Source organism: Neobacillus sp. S1115, assembly GCF_055385565.1.
In genome coordinates this window covers 2877129-2895492 of record NZ_AP038275.1, presented here as the reverse complement: position 1 = coordinate 2895492, position 18364 = coordinate 2877129, and the positions used below count along the sequence as shown (strand labels likewise).

Annotated in this window: 18 protein-coding genes; 11 read left to right on the top strand and 7 right to left on the bottom strand. The window is 40.0% G+C overall.

Annotated elements, in window-relative coordinates; genetic code table 11:
- Nucleotides 1-107: 107 nt before the first annotated feature.
- From ACZ5B7_RS14075 to ACZ5B7_RS14065, 3 genes are all read right to left on the bottom strand, one after another.
- Nucleotides 108-1517 carry an aldehyde dehydrogenase gene (locus tag ACZ5B7_RS14075; protein WP_464494497.1) on the bottom strand — a complete coding sequence of 470 codons (1410 nt, stop codon included), beginning with the start codon at nucleotides 1515-1517 and terminating at the stop codon, nucleotides 108-110.
- A gap of 8 nt (nucleotides 1518-1525) precedes the next feature.
- Nucleotides 1526-2725 carry an iron-containing alcohol dehydrogenase gene (locus ACZ5B7_RS14070; RefSeq protein ID WP_464494226.1) on the bottom strand — a complete coding sequence of 400 codons (1200 nt, stop codon included), beginning with the start codon at nucleotides 2723-2725 and terminating at the stop codon, nucleotides 1526-1528.
- Nucleotides 2726-2939: 214 nt separating this feature from the next.
- Entirely contained in the window at nucleotides 2940-3611 is a 672-nt protein-coding gene (locus ACZ5B7_RS14065) for a helix-turn-helix domain-containing protein (RefSeq protein WP_464494225.1), read from the bottom strand.
- 303 nt (nucleotides 3612-3914) lie between these two features.
- Between ACZ5B7_RS14065 and ltaS the strand changes: the two genes are divergently transcribed.
- From ltaS to ACZ5B7_RS14035, 6 genes are all read left to right on the top strand, one after another.
- Nucleotides 3915-5855 (top strand): lipoteichoic acid synthase, encoded by a 1941-nt coding sequence (gene ltaS / locus ACZ5B7_RS14060; protein WP_464494224.1) that lies wholly within the window; start codon nucleotides 3915-3917, stop codon nucleotides 5853-5855.
- Between the two features lie 134 nt (nucleotides 5856-5989).
- Nucleotides 5990-6913: a DUF7847 domain-containing protein gene (locus ACZ5B7_RS14055; RefSeq protein WP_464494223.1), complete on the top strand. Its 924-nt coding sequence runs from the start codon at nucleotides 5990-5992 to the stop codon at nucleotides 6911-6913.
- Nucleotides 6914-6922: 9 nt separating this feature from the next.
- Nucleotides 6923-7579 (top strand): DUF4129 domain-containing protein, encoded by a 657-nt coding sequence (locus ACZ5B7_RS14050; protein ID WP_464494222.1) that lies wholly within the window; start codon nucleotides 6923-6925, stop codon nucleotides 7577-7579.
- Nucleotides 7566-8699, top strand: coding sequence for a DUF4350 domain-containing protein (locus tag ACZ5B7_RS14045; RefSeq protein WP_464494221.1), 1134 nt, complete (start codon nucleotides 7566-7568; stop codon nucleotides 8697-8699). Before ACZ5B7_RS14050 ends, ACZ5B7_RS14045 begins: the two co-directional genes overlap by 14 nt.
- Nucleotides 8696-9625, top strand: coding sequence for an AAA family ATPase (locus ACZ5B7_RS14040; protein WP_464494220.1), 930 nt, complete (start codon nucleotides 8696-8698; stop codon nucleotides 9623-9625). Before ACZ5B7_RS14045 ends, ACZ5B7_RS14040 begins: the two co-directional genes overlap by 4 nt.
- A complete protein-coding gene (locus tag ACZ5B7_RS14035; RefSeq protein ID WP_464494219.1) occupies nucleotides 9576-10934 on the top strand; it encodes a DUF58 domain-containing protein in 1359 nt (452 codons plus the stop codon). Before ACZ5B7_RS14040 ends, ACZ5B7_RS14035 begins: the two co-directional genes overlap by 50 nt.
- On the opposite strand, the gene ACZ5B7_RS14030 is transcribed toward ACZ5B7_RS14035, so the two are convergent.
- Nucleotides 10885-11886: a stage II sporulation protein M gene (locus ACZ5B7_RS14030; protein ID WP_464494218.1), complete on the bottom strand. Its 1002-nt coding sequence runs from the start codon at nucleotides 11884-11886 to the stop codon at nucleotides 10885-10887. The genes ACZ5B7_RS14035 and ACZ5B7_RS14030 overlap by 50 nt on opposite strands.
- Nucleotides 11887-11987: 101 nt before the next feature.
- Here ACZ5B7_RS14030 and ACZ5B7_RS14025 point away from each other — a divergent pair, with 101 nt between their 5' ends.
- Nucleotides 11988-12791, top strand: coding sequence for an RDD family protein (locus tag ACZ5B7_RS14025; RefSeq protein ID WP_464494217.1), 804 nt, complete (start codon nucleotides 11988-11990; stop codon nucleotides 12789-12791).
- Nucleotides 12792-12850: 59 nt separating this feature from the next.
- Here the strand turns inward: ACZ5B7_RS14025 and ACZ5B7_RS14020 are convergent, their stop codons facing one another.
- Both ACZ5B7_RS14020 and ACZ5B7_RS14015 read right to left on the bottom strand, forming a co-directional pair.
- A complete protein-coding gene (locus ACZ5B7_RS14020) occupies nucleotides 12851-13216 on the bottom strand; it encodes a spore coat protein (RefSeq protein ID WP_464494216.1) in 366 nt (121 codons plus the stop codon).
- 32 nt (nucleotides 13217-13248) lie between these two features.
- Nucleotides 13249-13533 (bottom strand): ferritin-like domain-containing protein, encoded by a 285-nt coding sequence (locus ACZ5B7_RS14015; protein WP_423802371.1) that lies wholly within the window; start codon nucleotides 13531-13533, stop codon nucleotides 13249-13251.
- Nucleotides 13534-13740: 207 nt separating this feature from the next.
- On the opposite strand from ACZ5B7_RS14015, the gene ACZ5B7_RS14010 reads away from it, so the two are divergent.
- Nucleotides 13741-14121: a hypothetical protein gene (locus tag ACZ5B7_RS14010; protein ID WP_423802370.1), complete on the top strand. Its 381-nt coding sequence runs from the start codon at nucleotides 13741-13743 to the stop codon at nucleotides 14119-14121.
- Nucleotides 14111-14596: an aminodeoxychorismate lyase gene (locus ACZ5B7_RS14005; protein WP_464494215.1), complete on the top strand. Its 486-nt coding sequence runs from the start codon at nucleotides 14111-14113 to the stop codon at nucleotides 14594-14596. Before ACZ5B7_RS14010 ends, ACZ5B7_RS14005 begins: the two co-directional genes overlap by 11 nt.
- 45 nt (nucleotides 14597-14641) lie before the next feature.
- On the opposite strand, the gene ACZ5B7_RS14000 is transcribed toward ACZ5B7_RS14005, so the two are convergent.
- Entirely contained in the window at nucleotides 14642-15334 is a 693-nt protein-coding gene (locus ACZ5B7_RS14000; RefSeq protein ID WP_464494214.1) for a hypothetical protein, read from the bottom strand.
- Between the two features lie 185 nt (nucleotides 15335-15519).
- On the opposite strand from ACZ5B7_RS14000, the gene ACZ5B7_RS13995 reads away from it, so the two are divergent.
- Together ACZ5B7_RS13995 and ACZ5B7_RS13990 are read left to right on the top strand one after the other, a co-directional pair.
- Nucleotides 15520-17673 carry a sensor histidine kinase gene (locus ACZ5B7_RS13995; protein WP_464494213.1) on the top strand — a complete coding sequence of 718 codons (2154 nt, stop codon included), beginning with the start codon at nucleotides 15520-15522 and terminating at the stop codon, nucleotides 17671-17673.
- Nucleotides 17660-18319 carry a response regulator transcription factor gene (locus tag ACZ5B7_RS13990; RefSeq protein WP_464494212.1) on the top strand — a complete coding sequence of 220 codons (660 nt, stop codon included), beginning with the start codon at nucleotides 17660-17662 and terminating at the stop codon, nucleotides 18317-18319. Before ACZ5B7_RS13995 ends, ACZ5B7_RS13990 begins: the two co-directional genes overlap by 14 nt.
- The last annotated feature ends 45 nt before the right edge of the window (nucleotides 18320-18364 follow it).

Here is an 18364-nt window from a genome sequence, read left to right as displayed (position 1 = left end):
GTTTATAGTGTCCTCTGAGCTAGACGATCACCTTATAGAAGACCAGCAAGTTAAAATAGGTTAAAACGAAAGTCCCTGAATTCTTCTTGAGAATCAGGGACTTTCCATTATTTCAAAAACATCCTCAACATCTTAAGCCCATTCTTAAAATTCGGATAGCGGAACGGGATGTCAAAAAGGGTGGTTTGCTTTAAGACACTTTTCTTATGGGAGAAGGTGTCAAAGCTGCCTTTTCCGTGATAAGAGCCAATGCCGCTCGGTCCGACACCGCCGAAGGGGAGGTGAGGGGAGACAAAGTGATAGACAGTGTCATTCACGCAGCCGCCGCCAAACGAAACACTGTTAAGAACCGTTTGCTGGACCTGGTTATTTTCCGTAAAAATATAAAGGGCGAGCGGTTTCGGATGATTATGGATGCCATCGAGCACTTCTGTTAAATGGCTGTATTCCATAACAGGAAGAATCGGGCCAAAAATCTCATCCTGCATAATTGGATCATCCCAGCTTATATTCGTTAAAACAGTCGGCTCAATCGCTAGGGTATCCGAATCTGTTTTACCCCCAGAATATACTTGACCATTATCCAAAAAGCCCTCCAGCCGCTTAAAATGCCGCTCACTAACAATATGGGTGAAATCGGGGTTACGTAACGGATTTTCTCCATATAATTCTTTGATCGTATTTTTAAACTCGCTCAGAAATTTATCTTTGACATTTTTATGAACATAAAGATAATCGGGGGCAATACAGGTCTGACCGGCATTCGTGAATTTACCCCAGGCAATCCGTTTAGCAGCTACCTTAATATTGGCATCATCATGAACGATGCAGGGACTTTTACCGCCAAGCTCTAATGTAACCGGAGTTAGATTTTTTGCCGCAGCCTCCATAATGATTTTCCCAACAGGTACACTTCCAGTAAAAAAGATATAATCGAATTTTTCCTCAAGGAGTGCTGTGCTTGTTTCCACACCGCCTTCTACAACTGAAACAAACTCTTCAGGATATAGACCATTGATCAGCTTCGCCAATACTTCAGACGTTTTTGGTGTTAATTCAGAAGGTTTCAAAACGGCACAATTTCCCGCTGCAATCGCACCGATTAACGGGGCAATCGCCAGCTGAAATGGATAGTTCCACGGGGCAATAATTAATGCCACACCGTAGGGTTCTGAATAGATGTAACTCGTCGAACCAAAATGGGTCATAGGAGTTTTAACACTTTTTGTTTTTACCCAAGAATTCAGGTTTTTAATTGTAAAAGTCAACTCAGCAAGGACAAATCCGATTTCTGCCGCATACGCATCTAGCTCGGATTTATTTAAATCCGTTTTTAACGCTGCCATAATCTCTTGCTCATTTACCTTTATGGCATCCTTCAATTTTTTCAATGCAGCCAATCGGAAGGAAACATTCTTTGTCTGTTCTTTTCGGAAGAAGGACTTTTGTTTATTTACTAGGTAACTGTAATTTTCTTTAGTACCGCCTTCATTTAATAGGGGAGAGGAAATACCCATATTCATATCTACTCCTTTATCAGATGATAAAGCTTTAATAAATCATTTTTATAAAGAATTTTCGGAACAGGATAGAGAGGATTTGCTTCTTTCAAAGACCGTTCCACCATGAGCGGAATATCCTTTTCGATGATTTCGTTCACCTTGGTCGGGATAGCCATTTTTTCATTAAGCTCTTTAATGGCATCAATAAATTTCTGTGCTTTTTGTTCAATTGTATCGGAAGGCTTTGTTATTTTAACCAAATCTGCCAATTCTGACAACGGCTTATGGGCGGATTCCCCATAATACTCGAGTACATATGGAAGAATAATGGCATTCGCCAGACCATGGGGAACCTGATAAAACCCGCCTAAGGTATGGGCTATCGCATGCACGTAGCCGACATATGCCCGGGTAAAAGCGATTCCGGCCAAATAAGCAGCCTTTTGCATGTTCGTTCTAGCCTGAATGTTCGTACCATTTGTATAGCATTCATAAAGATTTCCAAAAATTAACTGTACTGCTTGTATACTGCACTGTGTTGTTTCTTTCGTATTGCTTTTCCCTATATACGCCTCGACTGCATGTGTCAGTGCATCAATACCGGTAGCAGCCGTGATATGGGGAGGAAGCTTTACAGTAAGAAGCGGGTCTAATACAGCATAATGGGGGATAAGGGCCGTGTCCATTATCGCGTACTTTTCATGTGTCTCGCTGTTTGAGACAACAGCGGCAAGCGTTGCTTCACTGCCTGTACCTGCTGTCGTTGGGATAGCAAACAGAGGCGGTATTCTTTTTAATACCTTTAAAACACCTTTCATCTGTGGAATACTTTTTTTAGGCCTTGCCGCGCGGGCTCCTACACCTTTTGCGCAATCCATTGGCGAGCCGCCGCCAAATGCAACAATTCCCTGGCATTTATTCTCCTTGTACATTTGAAAGGCTTCTTCAATATTTTCTATTGTTGGGTTTGGAACGGTTTTATCATAAATGGAAAATTGGATGCCCTCATTTTTCAAGCCATCTAAGAAAGGGTCCATCAGGCCAATAGAAACAATCCCTTGATCCGTCACGATTAAAACGCTTTCAACTCGCATACTTTTAATAAGGGTTGGAAGTTTACTTAGACTGTTTTCTCCTTCTAATAATTCCGGTTTTCGCCAAGGAAGTATAAAGGAGGCTACCTTCATCCCACCTTGATACGTTCTGCAATATAATTCGTACATCAATAATCCCCCGCTTTCAATAAAAAATAAAAACACACAAAATACCCAAAAAACCAAAAAATGTATACAAACTATATATCGTATAAACGGAGGGTACGTCAAGAGAATATTTAAAAAATTCTGAAATATACTTCCTTTGTAGTATATAAACTAAAATTGATATCAAACCAAAAAACTATCTATGAAACGAAAAATCAGCCGAAATCGGCTGATTTTAACTTTGTCCAATGAAATTAATTAATAAACTTAATTCGCCAGCATTAAGCTCGTTGACATTGTCAAGGAATTGCTGAACGAGTTTCACCATATCCGGACTTAATTCCTCACCAACTGATTGAATAATCATGCCAACAACTGCCCCTGTAAATACTGTTAATTGCACCTTTGCTTCCTTGGAGGCATTGATTAAGTTCACCGTTAATTCCTTTACGTTTTTTCCTAGTGTATTCAAGAATAATAGCAAAATACTAAGAAAGTAAGCGCAAAACTCCAGCTTAACTTCTACATTTTTCATGAGCGAAATGATATGATGAATTGCTTCTCGTAACGGCAGATTTTGTGGATTTTCCACTAATTTAATGACTTCAGGCAGGATTGCTTCCCACTCTTCTGTGTTTGTTAGCTCTCTGCGTTCTTTTTGGAAAAAGCTTTCTGCAATTTCAGTAGGGGAGAAGACAACGATTGAACGACCTGCTTCATTCTCATTCGTGGAATACGTTCTTTTTACAAGCCCCTGGTTTTCCAATTCCTTTAATACATCATAGGCTGTCCATTTGCTTACGCCAATGGCTTCCGCCACCTTCGAATAATGGACAGGGTTGTTTGTTTTCTTAAATTGACGGTAGATATGATCAAGGAATTCCTGACGTCTTTTTGTTAGAGACAAACTTTTTTTCACCTCAGATCTATTAATGGAAACTTATGTAAATAAATATCATGATTACATGTATTATACCATTCCCGACTAAATATAATGGACAAGATTGCATTCATATATGGGTTGACTTTTTCAAAAAAAGTAGTATAGTTACTATCTTGTGAGCAGGTCATTTACGTTTTTTCTTGTTTTATTCATAGTTTGTTCATATTTACCATTTAAGATATAGACTAGACTAAATAGTACTAATCACATATAGGAAAGTAAATTAAAATATGCAATAATGATTTGCTAGAAGGAAGGTGCTTAATAATGAAACTAAAAGGTCAAGGTATTTCCCATAAATATATTGGCTTTTTCTTTTTGGCCGTCATTCTTCTTTGGATAAAAACATATGTTACGCAATTAACACAATTTGATTTAGGGATTCAGAACTCAATCCAGAAGTTTTTATTATTTTTAAATCCATTAGGATCGTCGTTAATATTTTTAGGGATTTCAGCATTATTTAAAGGCAGAAAAAAGTATATTTCATTGATTGTGATTGATTTTCTATTATCGTTCTTATTGTTTGCCAATGTAGTATACTATCGTTTCTTTAATGATTTCATCACGTTGCCTACATTGACCCAAACACAGAACTTTGGTGATGTCAGCGGTAGTGTGTCTTCTTTATTGAAGCCATATGATTTCTTATTCTTTATAGATACAATTCTATTAATTGCATTACTAGTATTTAGGATTGTAAAAATCGAGAAAAAAGATATGAGTCGTCAAAAGGTGGCTGCTTTATTCTCCATGGCACTAGCCATTTCTTGTGCCAATCTTTCATTAGCAGAAGCGGACAGACCGCAATTATTAACAAGAGGTTTTGACCGAAATTACATTGTAAAATATTTAGGCATGTACAATTACACGATTTATGATACGGTGAAAAGTACGACAGCCTCTGCTCAACGGGTAATGGCGAGTAGCGACGATGTTACTGAGGTGAAAAACTACACTAACTCTAATTATGCTGCACCCAACCCGGCATATTTTGGTGCCGCTAAAGGCATGAACGTTATTTATTTGCATCTTGAATCGACACAAAACTTTTTAATAAATTATAAGCTTCATGGGGAAGAGGTTACACCGTTTTTAAACTCGTTAACACGTGATCAGAATACCCTATATTTTGATAACTTCTTCCACCAAACCGGACAAGGGAAAACAGCAGATGCTGAATTTATGCTTGAGAATTCATTATACGGACTGCCGCAGGGTGCTGCCTTTACGACAAAAGGCATGAACACATTCCAATCAGCTCCGGGGATTTTAGGTCAGCAGGGTTATACATCTGCAGTATTCCATGCAAACTCAGGAAGCTTTTGGAACCGCAATGAAATTTATAAATCTTTTGGTTATAATAACTTTTTTGACGGAAAATATTATCATGTAAACCCAGAAGATCAAGCGGAATATGGAATGATGGATAAACCATTTTATCAACAATCTAAACCAATGTTAGAAACTTTACCAGAGCCGTTTTATACGAAATTTATTCCGGTAGCCAACCATTATCCATATAAAATGGACCAAAGCTTGGCAACGATTGCACCTGCAGAAACTGGTGATGCATCGGTTGATGATTATTTCCAAACAGCTAGATATGAGGACGAAGCTTTAAAAGAGTTCTTTGATTATTTAAAGCAGACAGGATTACTTGATCGTTCCATTATTATTATGTACGGTGACCATTATGGAATATCCGAAAACCATAATAAAGCAATGGCTCAGGTATTGGGGAAGGAAATTACTCCGTTTGAAAGTGCCGGCTTGCAGCGTGTTCCATTATTTATTCGTGTCCCTGGCATCCAAGGAGGAATTCATCACGAATACGGCGGCCAAATCGATATCCTTCCTACGCTGCTTCATTTGTTAGGAATTGATTCAAAACAGTTTGTTCAGTTTGGTACTGATTTATTGTCAGAACACCACGACCAGCTTGTTCCATTCCGAAATGGCGACTTTGTAAGTCCAACCATTACAGCTGTTAGAGATAAATATTACGATTCTACGACAGGTTTAGAGCTTTCACAGGATAAATGGGATGAGGCTAAGAAGTACCACGAGATCGTGGACCAAAAGCTGGCAGAATCCGATAAAGTCGTAAATGGTGACTTATTGCGTTTTTATACACCTGATGGCTTTAAACCAATCGACCGAACAAAATATAACTATAACAAGGATCAAGAAGATTCTTCTAAATAAAAGACGCTCTCCGGGTTTCGGCCAGGAGAGCTTTTTTGTGCTCGTTACTTGTAAATATTTGCAACTTTTTACACTTATTAGACAAAAGTAATGTTAAAATAATTCTTGTGAAAACAGATTAAGGGGGATTTAGATTGGATTCTAAGTTTTCAAAGCCAAAAGGATTCGGAGAAATACTCGATCATACATTCAGTTTAAGTAAAAACAGATTTAAGGATTTCTTTATGATTTTCCTCCTGCTTTTAGGTCCTGTTTACTTATTACAAGCCATCATATTATTAATTTCAGGAACAAGCTTCTTTAGGGAAGTGAAAGGCGGCGGTGATTGGTTTGAGCAATTCATGACCAGCTTTGAAAATCAAGGAACCTTTGACGCCGGAAGCTTTGGGGCTGACATTGGAATGGCGGTGATTGGACTAATCACAGTGATTCTTGGTCCGATCACAGAGGCAGCTATTCTTTTTGCCGTCAATCATATTCGCAAAAATGAGGAGTTTACTGTCGGGTCGGTTATCAAGCAAGCCCTAACACGTTTCTGGCCCATGCTGGGCAGCAGTATTTTATTTGGATTGCTTGCCTTTGGCATCATGCTGGTTCCTATTTTAATCATTGCCTTTTCAGGAGTAATTGGCTCCATGGCCAATCCCGTTTTAGGCATATTATTAGCTATCGGGTTATTTCTAATCTTCGCACCGATCATTGCCTATTTTTTAACGCGCTGGAGTTTTTATTTCGGGTCGGTAGTTCTTGACAGACAGTCACCAGGATTCGGCAGAAGCTGGAGATTGACCAAGAAACGTACATGGCCGCTTATGGGACTTTATATTATTTTTTATTTAATTATTACTATTATCAGCTTCTCAGTGGAAGGGACAATTGGGTTAGCTTTAGGAAATAGCGTATTGTTTACGATTATTTCAAATCTTGTGACCTTAGTGACAACAATGATTTTCTCAGTTGGATATGCCGTGATGTACTTAGATTTAAAAGTGCGCCACGATGCCGATGATTTAAAGGAAATGATTGAAGACTATGATCGTACCTCTTTTTTAAATTAGGTGATTGAGATGCTTACTACTGAAAAAGCACGGGAAAACCTTGAGAAAATTTTGAACGAAAAGGAATATCGGGTTTATGACAAAGCTTCTAATGGTCTTTTCGCTGAATGGTGGGAAAAGGCTAAGCAGTGGATTGCGGACAAGTTAGCCGGTTTGTTTCCATCAATTGAATCTGCCGATAACGCCGCAAGCTCTATTTTAATCGCTGTCATTATTATGGTCATCGTTCTATTGGCTTTAGCTGTATTTTTTCTGATTCGTCATTATAAAAGAGAACGGGTTCTCCGAAGCAAAAAACCGTTTCAATCTTTAAAGGATATAAATTGGACTTATCATGAGCATTTAAAAGAAGCAGAAAAGCTAGAAACTGCAGACGATTATTCAGCTGCAACACGACACCTGTTTTTGGCCCTGCTTCTTTTCTTTCACGATAAAGGATGGCTTGAGGCGAGAAAATGGAAGACCAATTGGGAGTACTATGAGGAGCTTAGAAAAGAGAATAAACAGCGGGCGGGCCAATTTTACCATCTCGCGCATTTTTTTGACGAAGTGACTTATGGCGAAAGGGAGGCATTTCAAGAGGAATACCGGCAGTTTCAATCTGTTGTTTTGAGTCTGTTGTCGGAAATGAACAAGGAGGGAGGGGGAAACGTTGCACAAGGCTAGAAAGGGTTGGCTTTGGTTCGTTATATTAATAGTTGTTTTTGTGCTTTTAAGCTATTTCACCTTTACTCCCAAACCGAAAGTATATCCGAATTACGTAACTGAATCTCCTTCCCCAACGGGGACAAAGGGCTTTTATACATATTTAAAAAAGGAAATGAGTGCAAAAAGCTGGAACCATTCGCCTTCTTTATTGCCAAAGAATAAAGAACAGCAGCTATTAATTATGGTGGAGCCGGGAGATTTTACTGAAAAAGAGGAAATCAGCTCATACATCGATTTTATCAAGGAAGGAAATTCGCTTCTATTGCTTACTCAAAATCCAGATGGTCTGTTTGATTTAAGGACAAAAGAATTGGAGAAAGATATACCATCTCCAGAACCCTTAAAAATCAATGGAACGGGCGGCAAAGCAGCACAAAAGGCGGAAGTCCTATCATACGTTCGGCTACAGCCTCGTAACGGAGAAGAAACTTTATTGCACGATAAATACGGACCCGTTGCTTTGAAACGTGCTGTTGGTAAAGGCCAATTAATCGTCGCGATTACACCAGAATGGATGACGAATGGCAAGATTTTAAAAAACGACCATTTACCACTGCTGATTTCGCTGGTTAATGAAACCAACTCCAAGACAATTCTGTTTGATGAGTATGTTCATGGCGAGCAAACAACTTCAACATTTTTATCTGCTTTTCCAAAGTGGTTTTTACTGTTGATGTTTCAGGGAATATTGATAGCTTTCATTTGGCTTTGGAATAAGGGCAAACGGTTTGGCCCAATTATGGTTCCACGGGAAGAGATGGTCCGTTTTAGTGATGAAGGAATTCGCGCGATAGCAGCCTGGTATCTTCGGGGAAGACGATATCAGGATTCATTGTTGATTCAAGCCGATTATCTGAAGCAGCTCCTTCAAGAACGATGGCAGGTTCCTTATCACAAAGAATGGCAGGATATTTGGGGATATTTAGAACGCAAATGGACGGGAATAAAAACTAATGAGATTCGCTTATTTCTTCAGGAATTGGCAATAATTCTCGATAAAAACAAAATCACTAAACAGGAATATTTGCTTTGGTCTAGAAAGTTAGACCAGTTACAGAAAGAGGTGGAACAAGGGTGAGGACAGAACTAACATCCCTATTGGAACAATATGAAAGGCGAATTTTAGGACAAAATCTCAATTTACGATTGTTATTATCCGCGATTTTAACAGGCGGCCATGTCCTGCTCGAAGGGGTGCCAGGCACCGGGAAGACTCAAATGGTCCGTACGCTTGCAGGACTGCTCGGCGGCGATTTTAACCGCATACAGTTTACACCGGATCTGCTCCCAAGTGATATCACCGGCAGCATGATTTACAATATGAAGGAAGGCTCCTTTCAAACGTTGAAAGGGCCTATTTTCACCAACATTTTATTGGCCGATGAAATTAACCGGACACCAGCCAAAACACAAGCTGCCCTGCTTGAGGCGATGGAGGAAAAACAGGTGACCATCCAAGGAGAAACCTACATGCTGCCAGAAGTATTTTTTGTGGTGGCGACACAAAACCCGATTGAATTCGAGGGGACCTATCCACTGCCCGAAGCCCAGCAGGACCGATTTTTATTTAAACTTCAGGTTGATTTTCCATCCTTCGAAGAAGAGAAAAATGTATTAAAACAAGTTATTGAGAACAACTTTAACAGGACTGAAGTTTCTCAAATAATGGATTTAGACACGTTCGTGGCAATAAGAAGAGAAATTGAAGATATTACAATTAGTGATAATGTACTTAATTACATTATGAAAATCGTCAGGAAAACGCGGGATACGGACATGATTCGCTTCGGTGCTAGTACCAGAGCGGGGATTTCGATTGGTAAAGCAGCACAGGCTTGGGCCTATTTGTCAGACCGAAATTATGTGACTCCAGATGATATCAAAATGGTTGCAAAGCCTGCTTTACGTCATCGGATTCAGTTATCTCCTCATGTAGAATTGGAGGGAGCAACCGTTGACCAAATCATCGAAGAGCTTGTGGGCTCGGTTCCTGTTCCAAGATAGAGGTATACTGCCGACGAAGCGGCTGATGTTGATTTACCTTGTGCTGACTATTTTTTTAACACTGGGGGTATTAAGGGATTTATCATGGTGGTACGTCTTTATGATTAACATTGTTGTTTTTTTCATCAGTCTGGTTGATTTATTGTTCTCAGCGAAAAAAACACAGCTTTCCTTCAAGCGGACCATAACAGAGGAAATGGAACGGGGACTTACCTATCCGATTACGATTGAGGTTCGCAATCATTCTCCATATTCACTAAACTACCGATTCATTGATGGTCTGCCGCAAACCTTTACAAAGCCGTTTCCGATATCCGGAAGGGGTCAGGCGGATTCAGCCAACGTCATTAACTATGAAACGGTACCTGCTGAGAGGGGAAAATACGAAATCAATAAGCTGTACTTCCGTTATCGAAGTGTAATCGGCTTGTGGGAAAAGCAAGTAACAGTAGATTTATCTGGTTCAGTGAAAGTGATTCCCGATCTAACGGAAACAAAGCAGTATCTAGAAAATGCCCAGCATTATTTATTGTATGAAGGCTTGGAAATTCGCAAGCAGCGAAGCGGGGTTGGCGAATTTTCGAAAATCAGGAGCTTTGTGGTTGGAGATGATCCGCGGAAAATTAACTGGCGGCAAACCGCTAGGCTTCAGGAATTGATGACAAACGAATATGAGCCAGAGCATGGTAAGTACATTACGATTTTACTTGATTGCGGCCGTATGATGGGGGCAGAACTGAAAAAAGGCAACCGCTTAGAAAAAGCCCTGGAAGCTGCCGTAACCGTTGCCGCTGCTGCTCTTCAAAAAGGGGATTATGTGTCCGTTCTAGCTTTTTCAAATGGAATTAAAACTTTTGTTCCGCCGGCAAAAGGGATGGCCCATCTGCAAACCATTCTCCAGACCATTTACCATATAAAAGTTGATGCAGTAGAATCAAACTATGCAGCCGTTCTTCAATATTTGGAAATGGTCCAAAAGAAACGAAGCCTGCTTTTATTATTTAGTGATATACAGACCTTTCTACATGAAGAACACGCCCTTGCCTACCTTAAACAGCTTCGAATGCGGCATTTATTTTTCATGATCGGGGTTGAGGACCGAACCCTGTTGACCAGAACAAAAGCGAAGCCGATTGATGTTCAAGCGGCAATGTTGAAGAGCATTGCCCAGCAGCAAATGCTTTTCAAGAATCGGGAGAAAAAGAAATGGGAAAAGCAGGGCCTTCCAATGATAGAGGCCCGTGAGGAAAAATTAGCGGTTATCGCTGTGTCCCATTATATGGAGATAATGAATCAGAATCTTTTATAGCATGACTGTGTTTCAGTTTTCCAAAAATAATATAAAGAACTAAACCCAAAACAGTCAAGATAGCAACCATATATTTAGCTTCAAGCGAGATGGCTGCCGGTGTGATAAAACCTTCAATGATTCCGGCGATGATAAATAATGGTATAGTTCCAAGGAGCAGCTGAACAGAGCGTTTTCCATGTTCCTTCAATTGGTACCCTCTTGAGTACGAGCCAGGTATAAAGAGCTTATAGCCCATTAACAGACCAGCACCGCCGGCAATAAAAATGGCTGTAAGTTCAATCATGCCATGGGGAACAATATAGGCCCAAAAATCATAGGCTTTGCCGTGATGCCAGAAAAGCGCTGCAAGTGCTCCTATGATAATGCCGTTGTAGATAAGCAAATAAACCGTTAATATTCCAAAAGTTATACCACCAGCGAAAGCTAGTATGGCCACTTTTATATTATTCGTCATGATACTAACCGACATGAGTGAGGAATCGACCGCACCATCCCTACTTCCGAGCTGTTCCGGGTCAACGCCTCGGGCAATTTCTGGAGGAAGAATGGAATAGATATGGAGTGGATCATTCAAGACTGAAAGGAAGCTGCCAATCGCGCCGATTGCAAACAAGATCATCGCGGCCACAACGAATTTCCATTGTTCTAGTAATAACCCGATAAACTTGGCGGCGAAAAAATGACGAATTTGTTTGACGCTTGATACCTGGTCTTTATATAAAAGATTATGCGATTTTGAAACAAGTCCATTCAAATATTGCGTTACTTCGTCATTAGGATAATACGTTTGGCTATAAGAAAGATTCTGCGCCGCTTTCTGATATAGGCGTGAGAAGAGTATAATGTTGTCTCCAGTTATCGTCTTTCTGCCCTTGCTTAATGTTGCGATTAACTGTTCAAGCTGTTTCCATTCTTCACGATGCTGCTTGATAAATTGTTTAACATTCATTTTTTCACCATTCTTTGCCGTTAATCTTTTCTTCTATTCCTTATTATAGTAATTTTGTAGAAAAATAGGAAACTTTATCATCTAGAAAGGGGAGAACCCTGTTGAATCATGAACAAATGGATATTAAAACACCGGAATACGTCTCACTTCAGTTTAGCCTTGCCGGTTTAGGCAGCAGGGCTGCGGCATTTATCATAGATCAATTAATCTTAATGGTGTTTAATATTTTGTGCATTATTTTGGTTATTTTCATCATGAAAGGCATGTCGTCTTTTCCCTTTTTTTTAGAAGAGAATACGGTCCCTTTTGCCATAGCGATTATTGTGATATTTATTATTAATTGGGGCTACTTTTTTGCCTTTGAATTTTTCTATGGCGGCAGAACCCTAGGAAAAAAATGGATGGGTATCAGGGTTATTCAAGAAAATGGACACAGCATTACCTTGCTTTCAAGCTTTATCCGCAATCTAATGCGAATTGTCGATTCTCTGCCAGCGGGGTATTTTCTTGGAATGCTAATGGTGTTTTTTCATTCCAAGCATAAGAGACTAGGTGACCTAGTTGCTGGGACAGTTGTGGTTCATGAACGGGGTACTAAAGCTAAGAAAAAGCCTTCAGGAATTGAGAAAGAAATCCTAAATAGGGGTCTTTCCAAAGAGGAGTTAATCATTGATGAATGGGCGCTAAGATCGTTAGGAATGAAGGAGTGGAAGTTGATCCGTACATATGCGCATCGCTTTGTCCAGCTGCCCGTTACAGAGCGGAAACAACTGACCGGGCAAATTGCTGAGATTATGCTTCCAAAAATCGGTGTGGAAGTAACTGGACACAGTGATATAGAACTTGAAAACTTGCTCCTGTTACTTTACTTACATTTACGTGAGGAATGGGAGTTTGAACTTTAAATAATCAACATGAAACGGGCAGTGATCACGCTGCCCGTTTATTTATGCCGATGACTATTCTATTGAAGTGGGTACGGAAACTGGCTTGAGTAATTGCTAAATTGCTGATGGGCTTGGTTGACTTTCTGCTGTTCCTCGGCCTCAAGTTTATACCATCCATTTTGGAACATGAGTTGGAAAAACTGCCGGCTGCTCTGGTGAGTTTCATTTAACATTTGCAACAGGTCGGCATGCATCTGCTGATGGCTTGCTTCACGGACGGCGATGTTTAAGCTGTCTGTGATATATTTGCAGGTGCTGAGTGCGTCGTTTAAAAAATCACGATCATTCATTTCCGGACCTTTTACTTTCGGCAATTGTCCTGTTTGTGGATTGGCAATCTGGTTAGGATTCTGAGACTGCTGCATTTGCTGATTCTGTGGCATTTGCTGGTTTTGCACTTTTACATACCTCCGTTCTAATGCATTTGCTGTTGCTGCTGCTGCGCATTTTGCAGGCTTGATAATACAGCATTATTATTAACTTGTAGATGAGACAACAATTTTTGATAGTGCTTTTGATGCATTTGTCCTGCTTGGTCAAGAGCTTGCTTAACATCCTGATTAGTTGCGTGCTCAGCTAAAAAATGTAGCTTTTTAAATGCGAGAAGCTCCCAGGACATGGCATCTTTTAAATACATAAGATCTTTGGTTGTGATCGCCTGAGGCGGTTCTGGTATCGGTACTTGATTGGTTTGCACCATAAAATCTCCTTTCAAAATTCATATCAATTCATATTTATAATGAACTATTTTCCTTTTTATTATGTAAATATCGTTGTTTTGCATGGCGCTTTTTGTCAAATCCATGCGACTTTTGTTGTGTTTGAAAAATAGGAGTCGAAAAATATAAGTTTGGGATGTATAATAAGAACTTGTGATACTAATAGAATGTGAAAGGAGACTGTCTTAATGGAATGGACATTAACCACTTTGTTTGTTGTATCCATTTTGCTGCTGATATTCTCAATCCTGAAAGAACGTCAAACTGCTAAGAAAAACCATAAAGAAATTGACCTTGTTCATATATCTGTGATGAAAGAAATAAATGGGATGCAAGAATCACTTCGCAACATGGAACTTGATTTGGAAATTGTCACAAAAGAGACGGGAGTTCAGCTATCCACGGAGGAAAAGATATTAAAGCGTGAAGTACTAGACTTATACAGACGTCAATACTCCATTGATAGCATTGCTCAACAAAAACAGGTTTCCGAAAATGAAGTCAAGCAGATTATCGCTGTTTACCAATCATCACAAGCTGAAGGGAGACTGGTTGCCAATGAAGGTTAACCTAATCAGCAGTTTTTCAGCGGGTCTTCTATTGGCGACAGGTATCTGCACCATTGCTTATTTTTCAAGCGACAGCCATGTTTCAAAGGCGGCAGGACAGCCAGCATCAAATCAGGCTTCTGTATCAAAGGATGAAATGAAAAAGCAGCTTACCGACGCAGGATATATTGTGCAAACAAAAGATGAGTATAACAAAAATCTAGATGCCGCGAAAAATGGTACGGCTCAACAAGAGGCTGCCCCTCCAGCGAATGCACAGCAGCAAAATGTATCACAAGCAGTCATTAATGTTGCAGACGGCATGACAAGCATTGATGTCGGGAGAATGCTAGTATCAGCTAATCTTGTTCCTGATGCTTTCCAATTCTCAAAAGATATCGAGGCGAGAGGACTGCAAAACAAATTACGACCAGGTACATATACCGTTGATAGCGGGATGTCATATGACCAAATCATAGCGGCTATTTTTCATTAGAAGAAAAAAGACACTTTCCAATCGGAAGGTGTCTTTTTTATACCACTATTTTTCGATTTGAATCATCTCATTATTATTGCTAGCAAGAGATTTTGATTTATTAAATGCCAAGACGCCGCCAAACCATACAAAGACTAGATGAATATAGGCGAAGGAAATCTCAAGCAAGTGAATATGAACTGGAACGACAAAGCTGACAATTTGAATGGCCAATACAACTAAGAGAAAGATAGCTGGCGCTTTCGGTAAAACTTTTGCTTTTAATGAAGAGATACCCAACAATAATAGACCTAAAAGAATTCCTGGAACGAGCGGGATGAAAACAGCCAGCTGAAGCGGATATTTATCAACAGCCATATTGTTAAGAAGATCGCTGACATGCTGGAGGTCTGCTGAAGTATGAACGAAATCAAAGATAATCGGATAGGCAATAATTTGAACTGGACCATGAAAAATTTCAAGCATTAAACCGGTGAAGAGAAGAGGAAAGGCAAGCCAGCCCCACCATTTCAATCCAGAAGACTGTTTTAAAAATAAAGCAGGCAGCCCCATTAAAATAAACGTAGATGCATAGGATAAAAGAACGTGAATATTGACAGCACTTTTTAGGAAATTGGGAATATCTTTTACCGATTCAGGAACATCACCCAAATGAATTAATTGTCCCGTAAATCCCATAATCCCCCCTAACAATAACATGATTCCGCTAAACTTAAGATATCCCTTTGGAATACTCATTTTTCATTCCTCCTGTTTGATTTAATTATCTTCACATGAATCATACCATCCCATTACTTCCCGGCCGATAGAGGGTTTTTTTCCCGAAAACAAGGAAATCAGAAGGGAAGAAAAATAAATATTTACAGAAAAATCCGATTTTTGCTACAATTTTCCTATCACAGATGAACAGGAGCGTTACGATCATGGAAGCTTCTCAAAATCAATCCATAGCAAAATGGAAGGCCTATACAAAGTGGGGATTGTTAACATTTATTTTGCTTACTATAATCCTCTTTACAATAAGTATCCCAGTCTATTATCACTACATAAAAGACCAATGTATTAACAAATCCTGTGAAGCATTTTATAATCCTCCCCCTGGGACAAAGTGGCTTGCGGTTCAAGGAATAAGTCCATCCGAATACTCAGTTGCATATGTAAGTATTTACGTGCTGTTCGGGATTGTATTTATTACGGCTGGATTGATTCTATTTTGGAAAAAATCAACTGAGCTTATGGGGATGCTTGGGAGTTTTATGCTTGTTTCTTTGGGAGGAACCTTTACACCGATAATGGAGGGGTTAAAACTCAGTTCACCGTTTTTGGTTTACTTGGTTAATTTAATTGGAGCAGGCGGCATGGCGGCTTTTATCCTTTTCTTTTTTCTGTTTCCAAATGGAAGATTTGCTCCGAAATGGTCCAAATACCTTTGTTTTCTGCTCATCATCTTGCGTATTCCAGGGATGATTTTTCCAGATACATTCGTTGATTTAGAGTATGTATCAAAGCTATGGGGATTTGGTTCTTGGTTTATTCTGTGGATTGGCAGTCTCCTGACTGTCCAAATATACCGCTACAAATATGTAATGGCGCCGTTGGAGAAGCAGCAGGCAAAATGGGTTGTTTACGGTGTGGTCATGGCACTTGCCGGCTTATTTAGCGTGACCGCCATTTTTGTAAGTAATGAAAAATCCATATCATCAGACCCCTACCAATTGTATTATATAGAAATTGCCGTTCACACCTTCATGATTCTGATTCCAGCTGCGATCTTGATTGCTATGATGAAGCATCGGCTCTGGGATATTGATTTCATCGTCAATCGTACACTAGTATATGGGATCATGACCGTTAGCACCGTTTTATTTTATGTCCTGGCTGTTTGGTATTCCGGGTTACTGCTGCAAACGAATAGCCATTTAATCAGTTCCCTAATTGCGACAGGGATCGTGGCGGTTTTATTTGCACCGATAAAGCAAAGGGTCCAACAATTTATTAACAGAAGGATGTATGGGGAAAATGACGACCCATACTCTGTCCTGCTTAGGTTAGCACAGGAACTGGAAAACCCTATGGAGCCTGATTCCGTATTATCTTTGGTAGTGAAGACAATCAGAGATTCGCTTAAGGTTCCATATGCCTCACTTTCCGTATATCAAGATGGAAAGGTGATTATGACGGCAGAGGAAGGCACTGATAAAGGGGTTCCACTAACGTACAATTTACTATATCGAGGAGAAGAAATGGGCGTTTTGAAACTATCACCACGTTCACCTGGTGAGGCGCTCACTGTATCCGACCGAAAATTTTTGGATATGCTTGTCCGCCAAGCAAGCGTAGTTGTTCATAGCGCAAAAGCTTCCATTAGTTTAAAGCTTCTGGCTGCTGATTTACAGGAATCTAGGGAAAATCTTGTTTTGGCTAGAGAGGAAGAAAGAAGGAGGCTTAGAAGCAATCTTCATGATGGGCTGGCACCACGGCTCGCTGCACTTGCCTTAACTGCCGCAGCAGCTGAAGACCTGGTCGAAAGTAATCCGAATGCCACTCGAAATATACTAGGGGAATTGCGTAGTACCATACGCCAGACTGTTTCAGAAATTCGCAGCCTGGTCTATGACTTACGTCCGCCAACATTGGATGAGATGGGCTTGATTGGGGCCATTCATGAGCAAATAAAGGCGTTGTCCTTTAGCATTTCGGAAAAAATCAGCTTTACATTAAACGTACCCGAAACTATGACTGTATTACCCGCTGCAGTAGAGGTTGCAGCTTTTCGAGTCACAACAGAAGCAATTGTTAATGTGGTAAGGCATTCTAAAGCAAAAAACTGCATTATTAGTATTTCTGTTAATGGAAAAGGATTGCAGATAAATGTGGAAGATGACGGGATTGGAATCCTTCCATCAAGAAAAAGAGATTCAAAGAATGGAGGCATTGGAATCGGGTCCATGAAAGAAAGAGTAAACGAACTGGGCGGAAGTTTCCTGCTTGGAACAAATATATACGGCGGAACAACGATAACCGTATCTTTACCGATAAATTCCGATAATATGGGGGAGAGAGATGAAAAAGCTTAAAATCCTAATTGCTGATGACCATCCTTTATTTCGGCATGGTGTGAAAACACTCTTTATGACAACACCCGAAATAGAGGTTGTGGGTGAAGCGACATCTGGAGAAGAAGTAATCCAGTTTGCTCAAAAATTAGAGCCAGATGTCATCCTAATGGACCTGCGAATGCCTGGCTGCAATGGAATTGAAGCAACCAGAGAGATCATGAAAGATAATTCAAATACACAAATTTTAATATTAACCATGTTTCAGGACGATCATTCTGTTTTTGCAGCCATGAAGGCTGGGGCAAAAGGTTATGTCCTAAAAGATGCGGAGAAAGACGATTTATTAAATGCGATTAAAACAGTGGGGAATGGCGGGGCTATTTTTAGCCCGGGAATCGCTTCGAGAATGATTGACTATTTTTCGATGGCACGCCCCGCAGCACCGAAGGAGGCCTTTCCGGATTTGACGGAACGAGAAAGGGAGGTGCTTTACCTAATGGCTGATGGCTTGAACAATTCTGGGATAGCCGCGAGGTTAAAAATAAGCGGAAAAACAGTATCTAATTATGTCACAAACATCCTAAATAAACTTCAAGTGGCTGACCGGGAGGAAGCAATCGAATTGGTAAAGGAATCACGGTTAGGGAGAGAGGACGAGGATTAAAATACAAAAAGACACTTTTCACCTGTTGGGAAAGTGTCTTTTTGT

Bases quoted from the DNA above. Each gene is read 5' to 3' on its own strand.
- ACZ5B7_RS14075 (WP_464494497.1), bottom strand. From the start codon at position 1,517: ATGGGTATTTCCTCTCCCCTATTAAATGAAGGCGGTACTAAAGAAAAT.
- ACZ5B7_RS14070 (WP_464494226.1), bottom strand. From the start codon at position 2,725: ATGTACGAATTATATTGCAGAACGTATCAAGGTGGGATGAAGGTAGCC.
- ltaS (WP_464494224.1), top strand. From the start codon at position 3,915: ATGAAACTAAAAGGTCAAGGTATTTCCCATAAATATATTGGCTTTTTC.
- ACZ5B7_RS14050 (WP_464494222.1), top strand. From the start codon at position 6,923: ATGCTTACTACTGAAAAAGCACGGGAAAACCTTGAGAAAATTTTGAAC.
- ACZ5B7_RS14030 (WP_464494218.1), bottom strand. From the start codon at position 11,886: ATGAATGTTAAACAATTTATCAAGCAGCATCGTGAAGAATGGAAACAG.
- ACZ5B7_RS14020 (WP_464494216.1), bottom strand. From the start codon at position 13,216: ATGCCACAGAATCAGCAAATGCAGCAGTCTCAGAATCCTAACCAGATT.
- ACZ5B7_RS14015 (WP_423802371.1), bottom strand. From the start codon at position 13,533: ATGGTGCAAACCAATCAAGTACCGATACCAGAACCGCCTCAGGCGATC.
- ACZ5B7_RS14010 (WP_423802370.1), top strand. From the start codon at position 13,741: ATGGAATGGACATTAACCACTTTGTTTGTTGTATCCATTTTGCTGCTG.
- ACZ5B7_RS14005 (WP_464494215.1), top strand. From the start codon at position 14,111: ATGAAGGTTAACCTAATCAGCAGTTTTTCAGCGGGTCTTCTATTGGCG.
- ACZ5B7_RS14000 (WP_464494214.1), bottom strand. From the start codon at position 15,334: ATGAGTATTCCAAAGGGATATCTTAAGTTTAGCGGAATCATGTTATTG.
- ACZ5B7_RS13995 (WP_464494213.1), top strand. From the start codon at position 15,520: ATGGAAGCTTCTCAAAATCAATCCATAGCAAAATGGAAGGCCTATACA.
- ACZ5B7_RS13990 (WP_464494212.1), top strand. From the start codon at position 17,660: ATGAAAAAGCTTAAAATCCTAATTGCTGATGACCATCCTTTATTTCGG.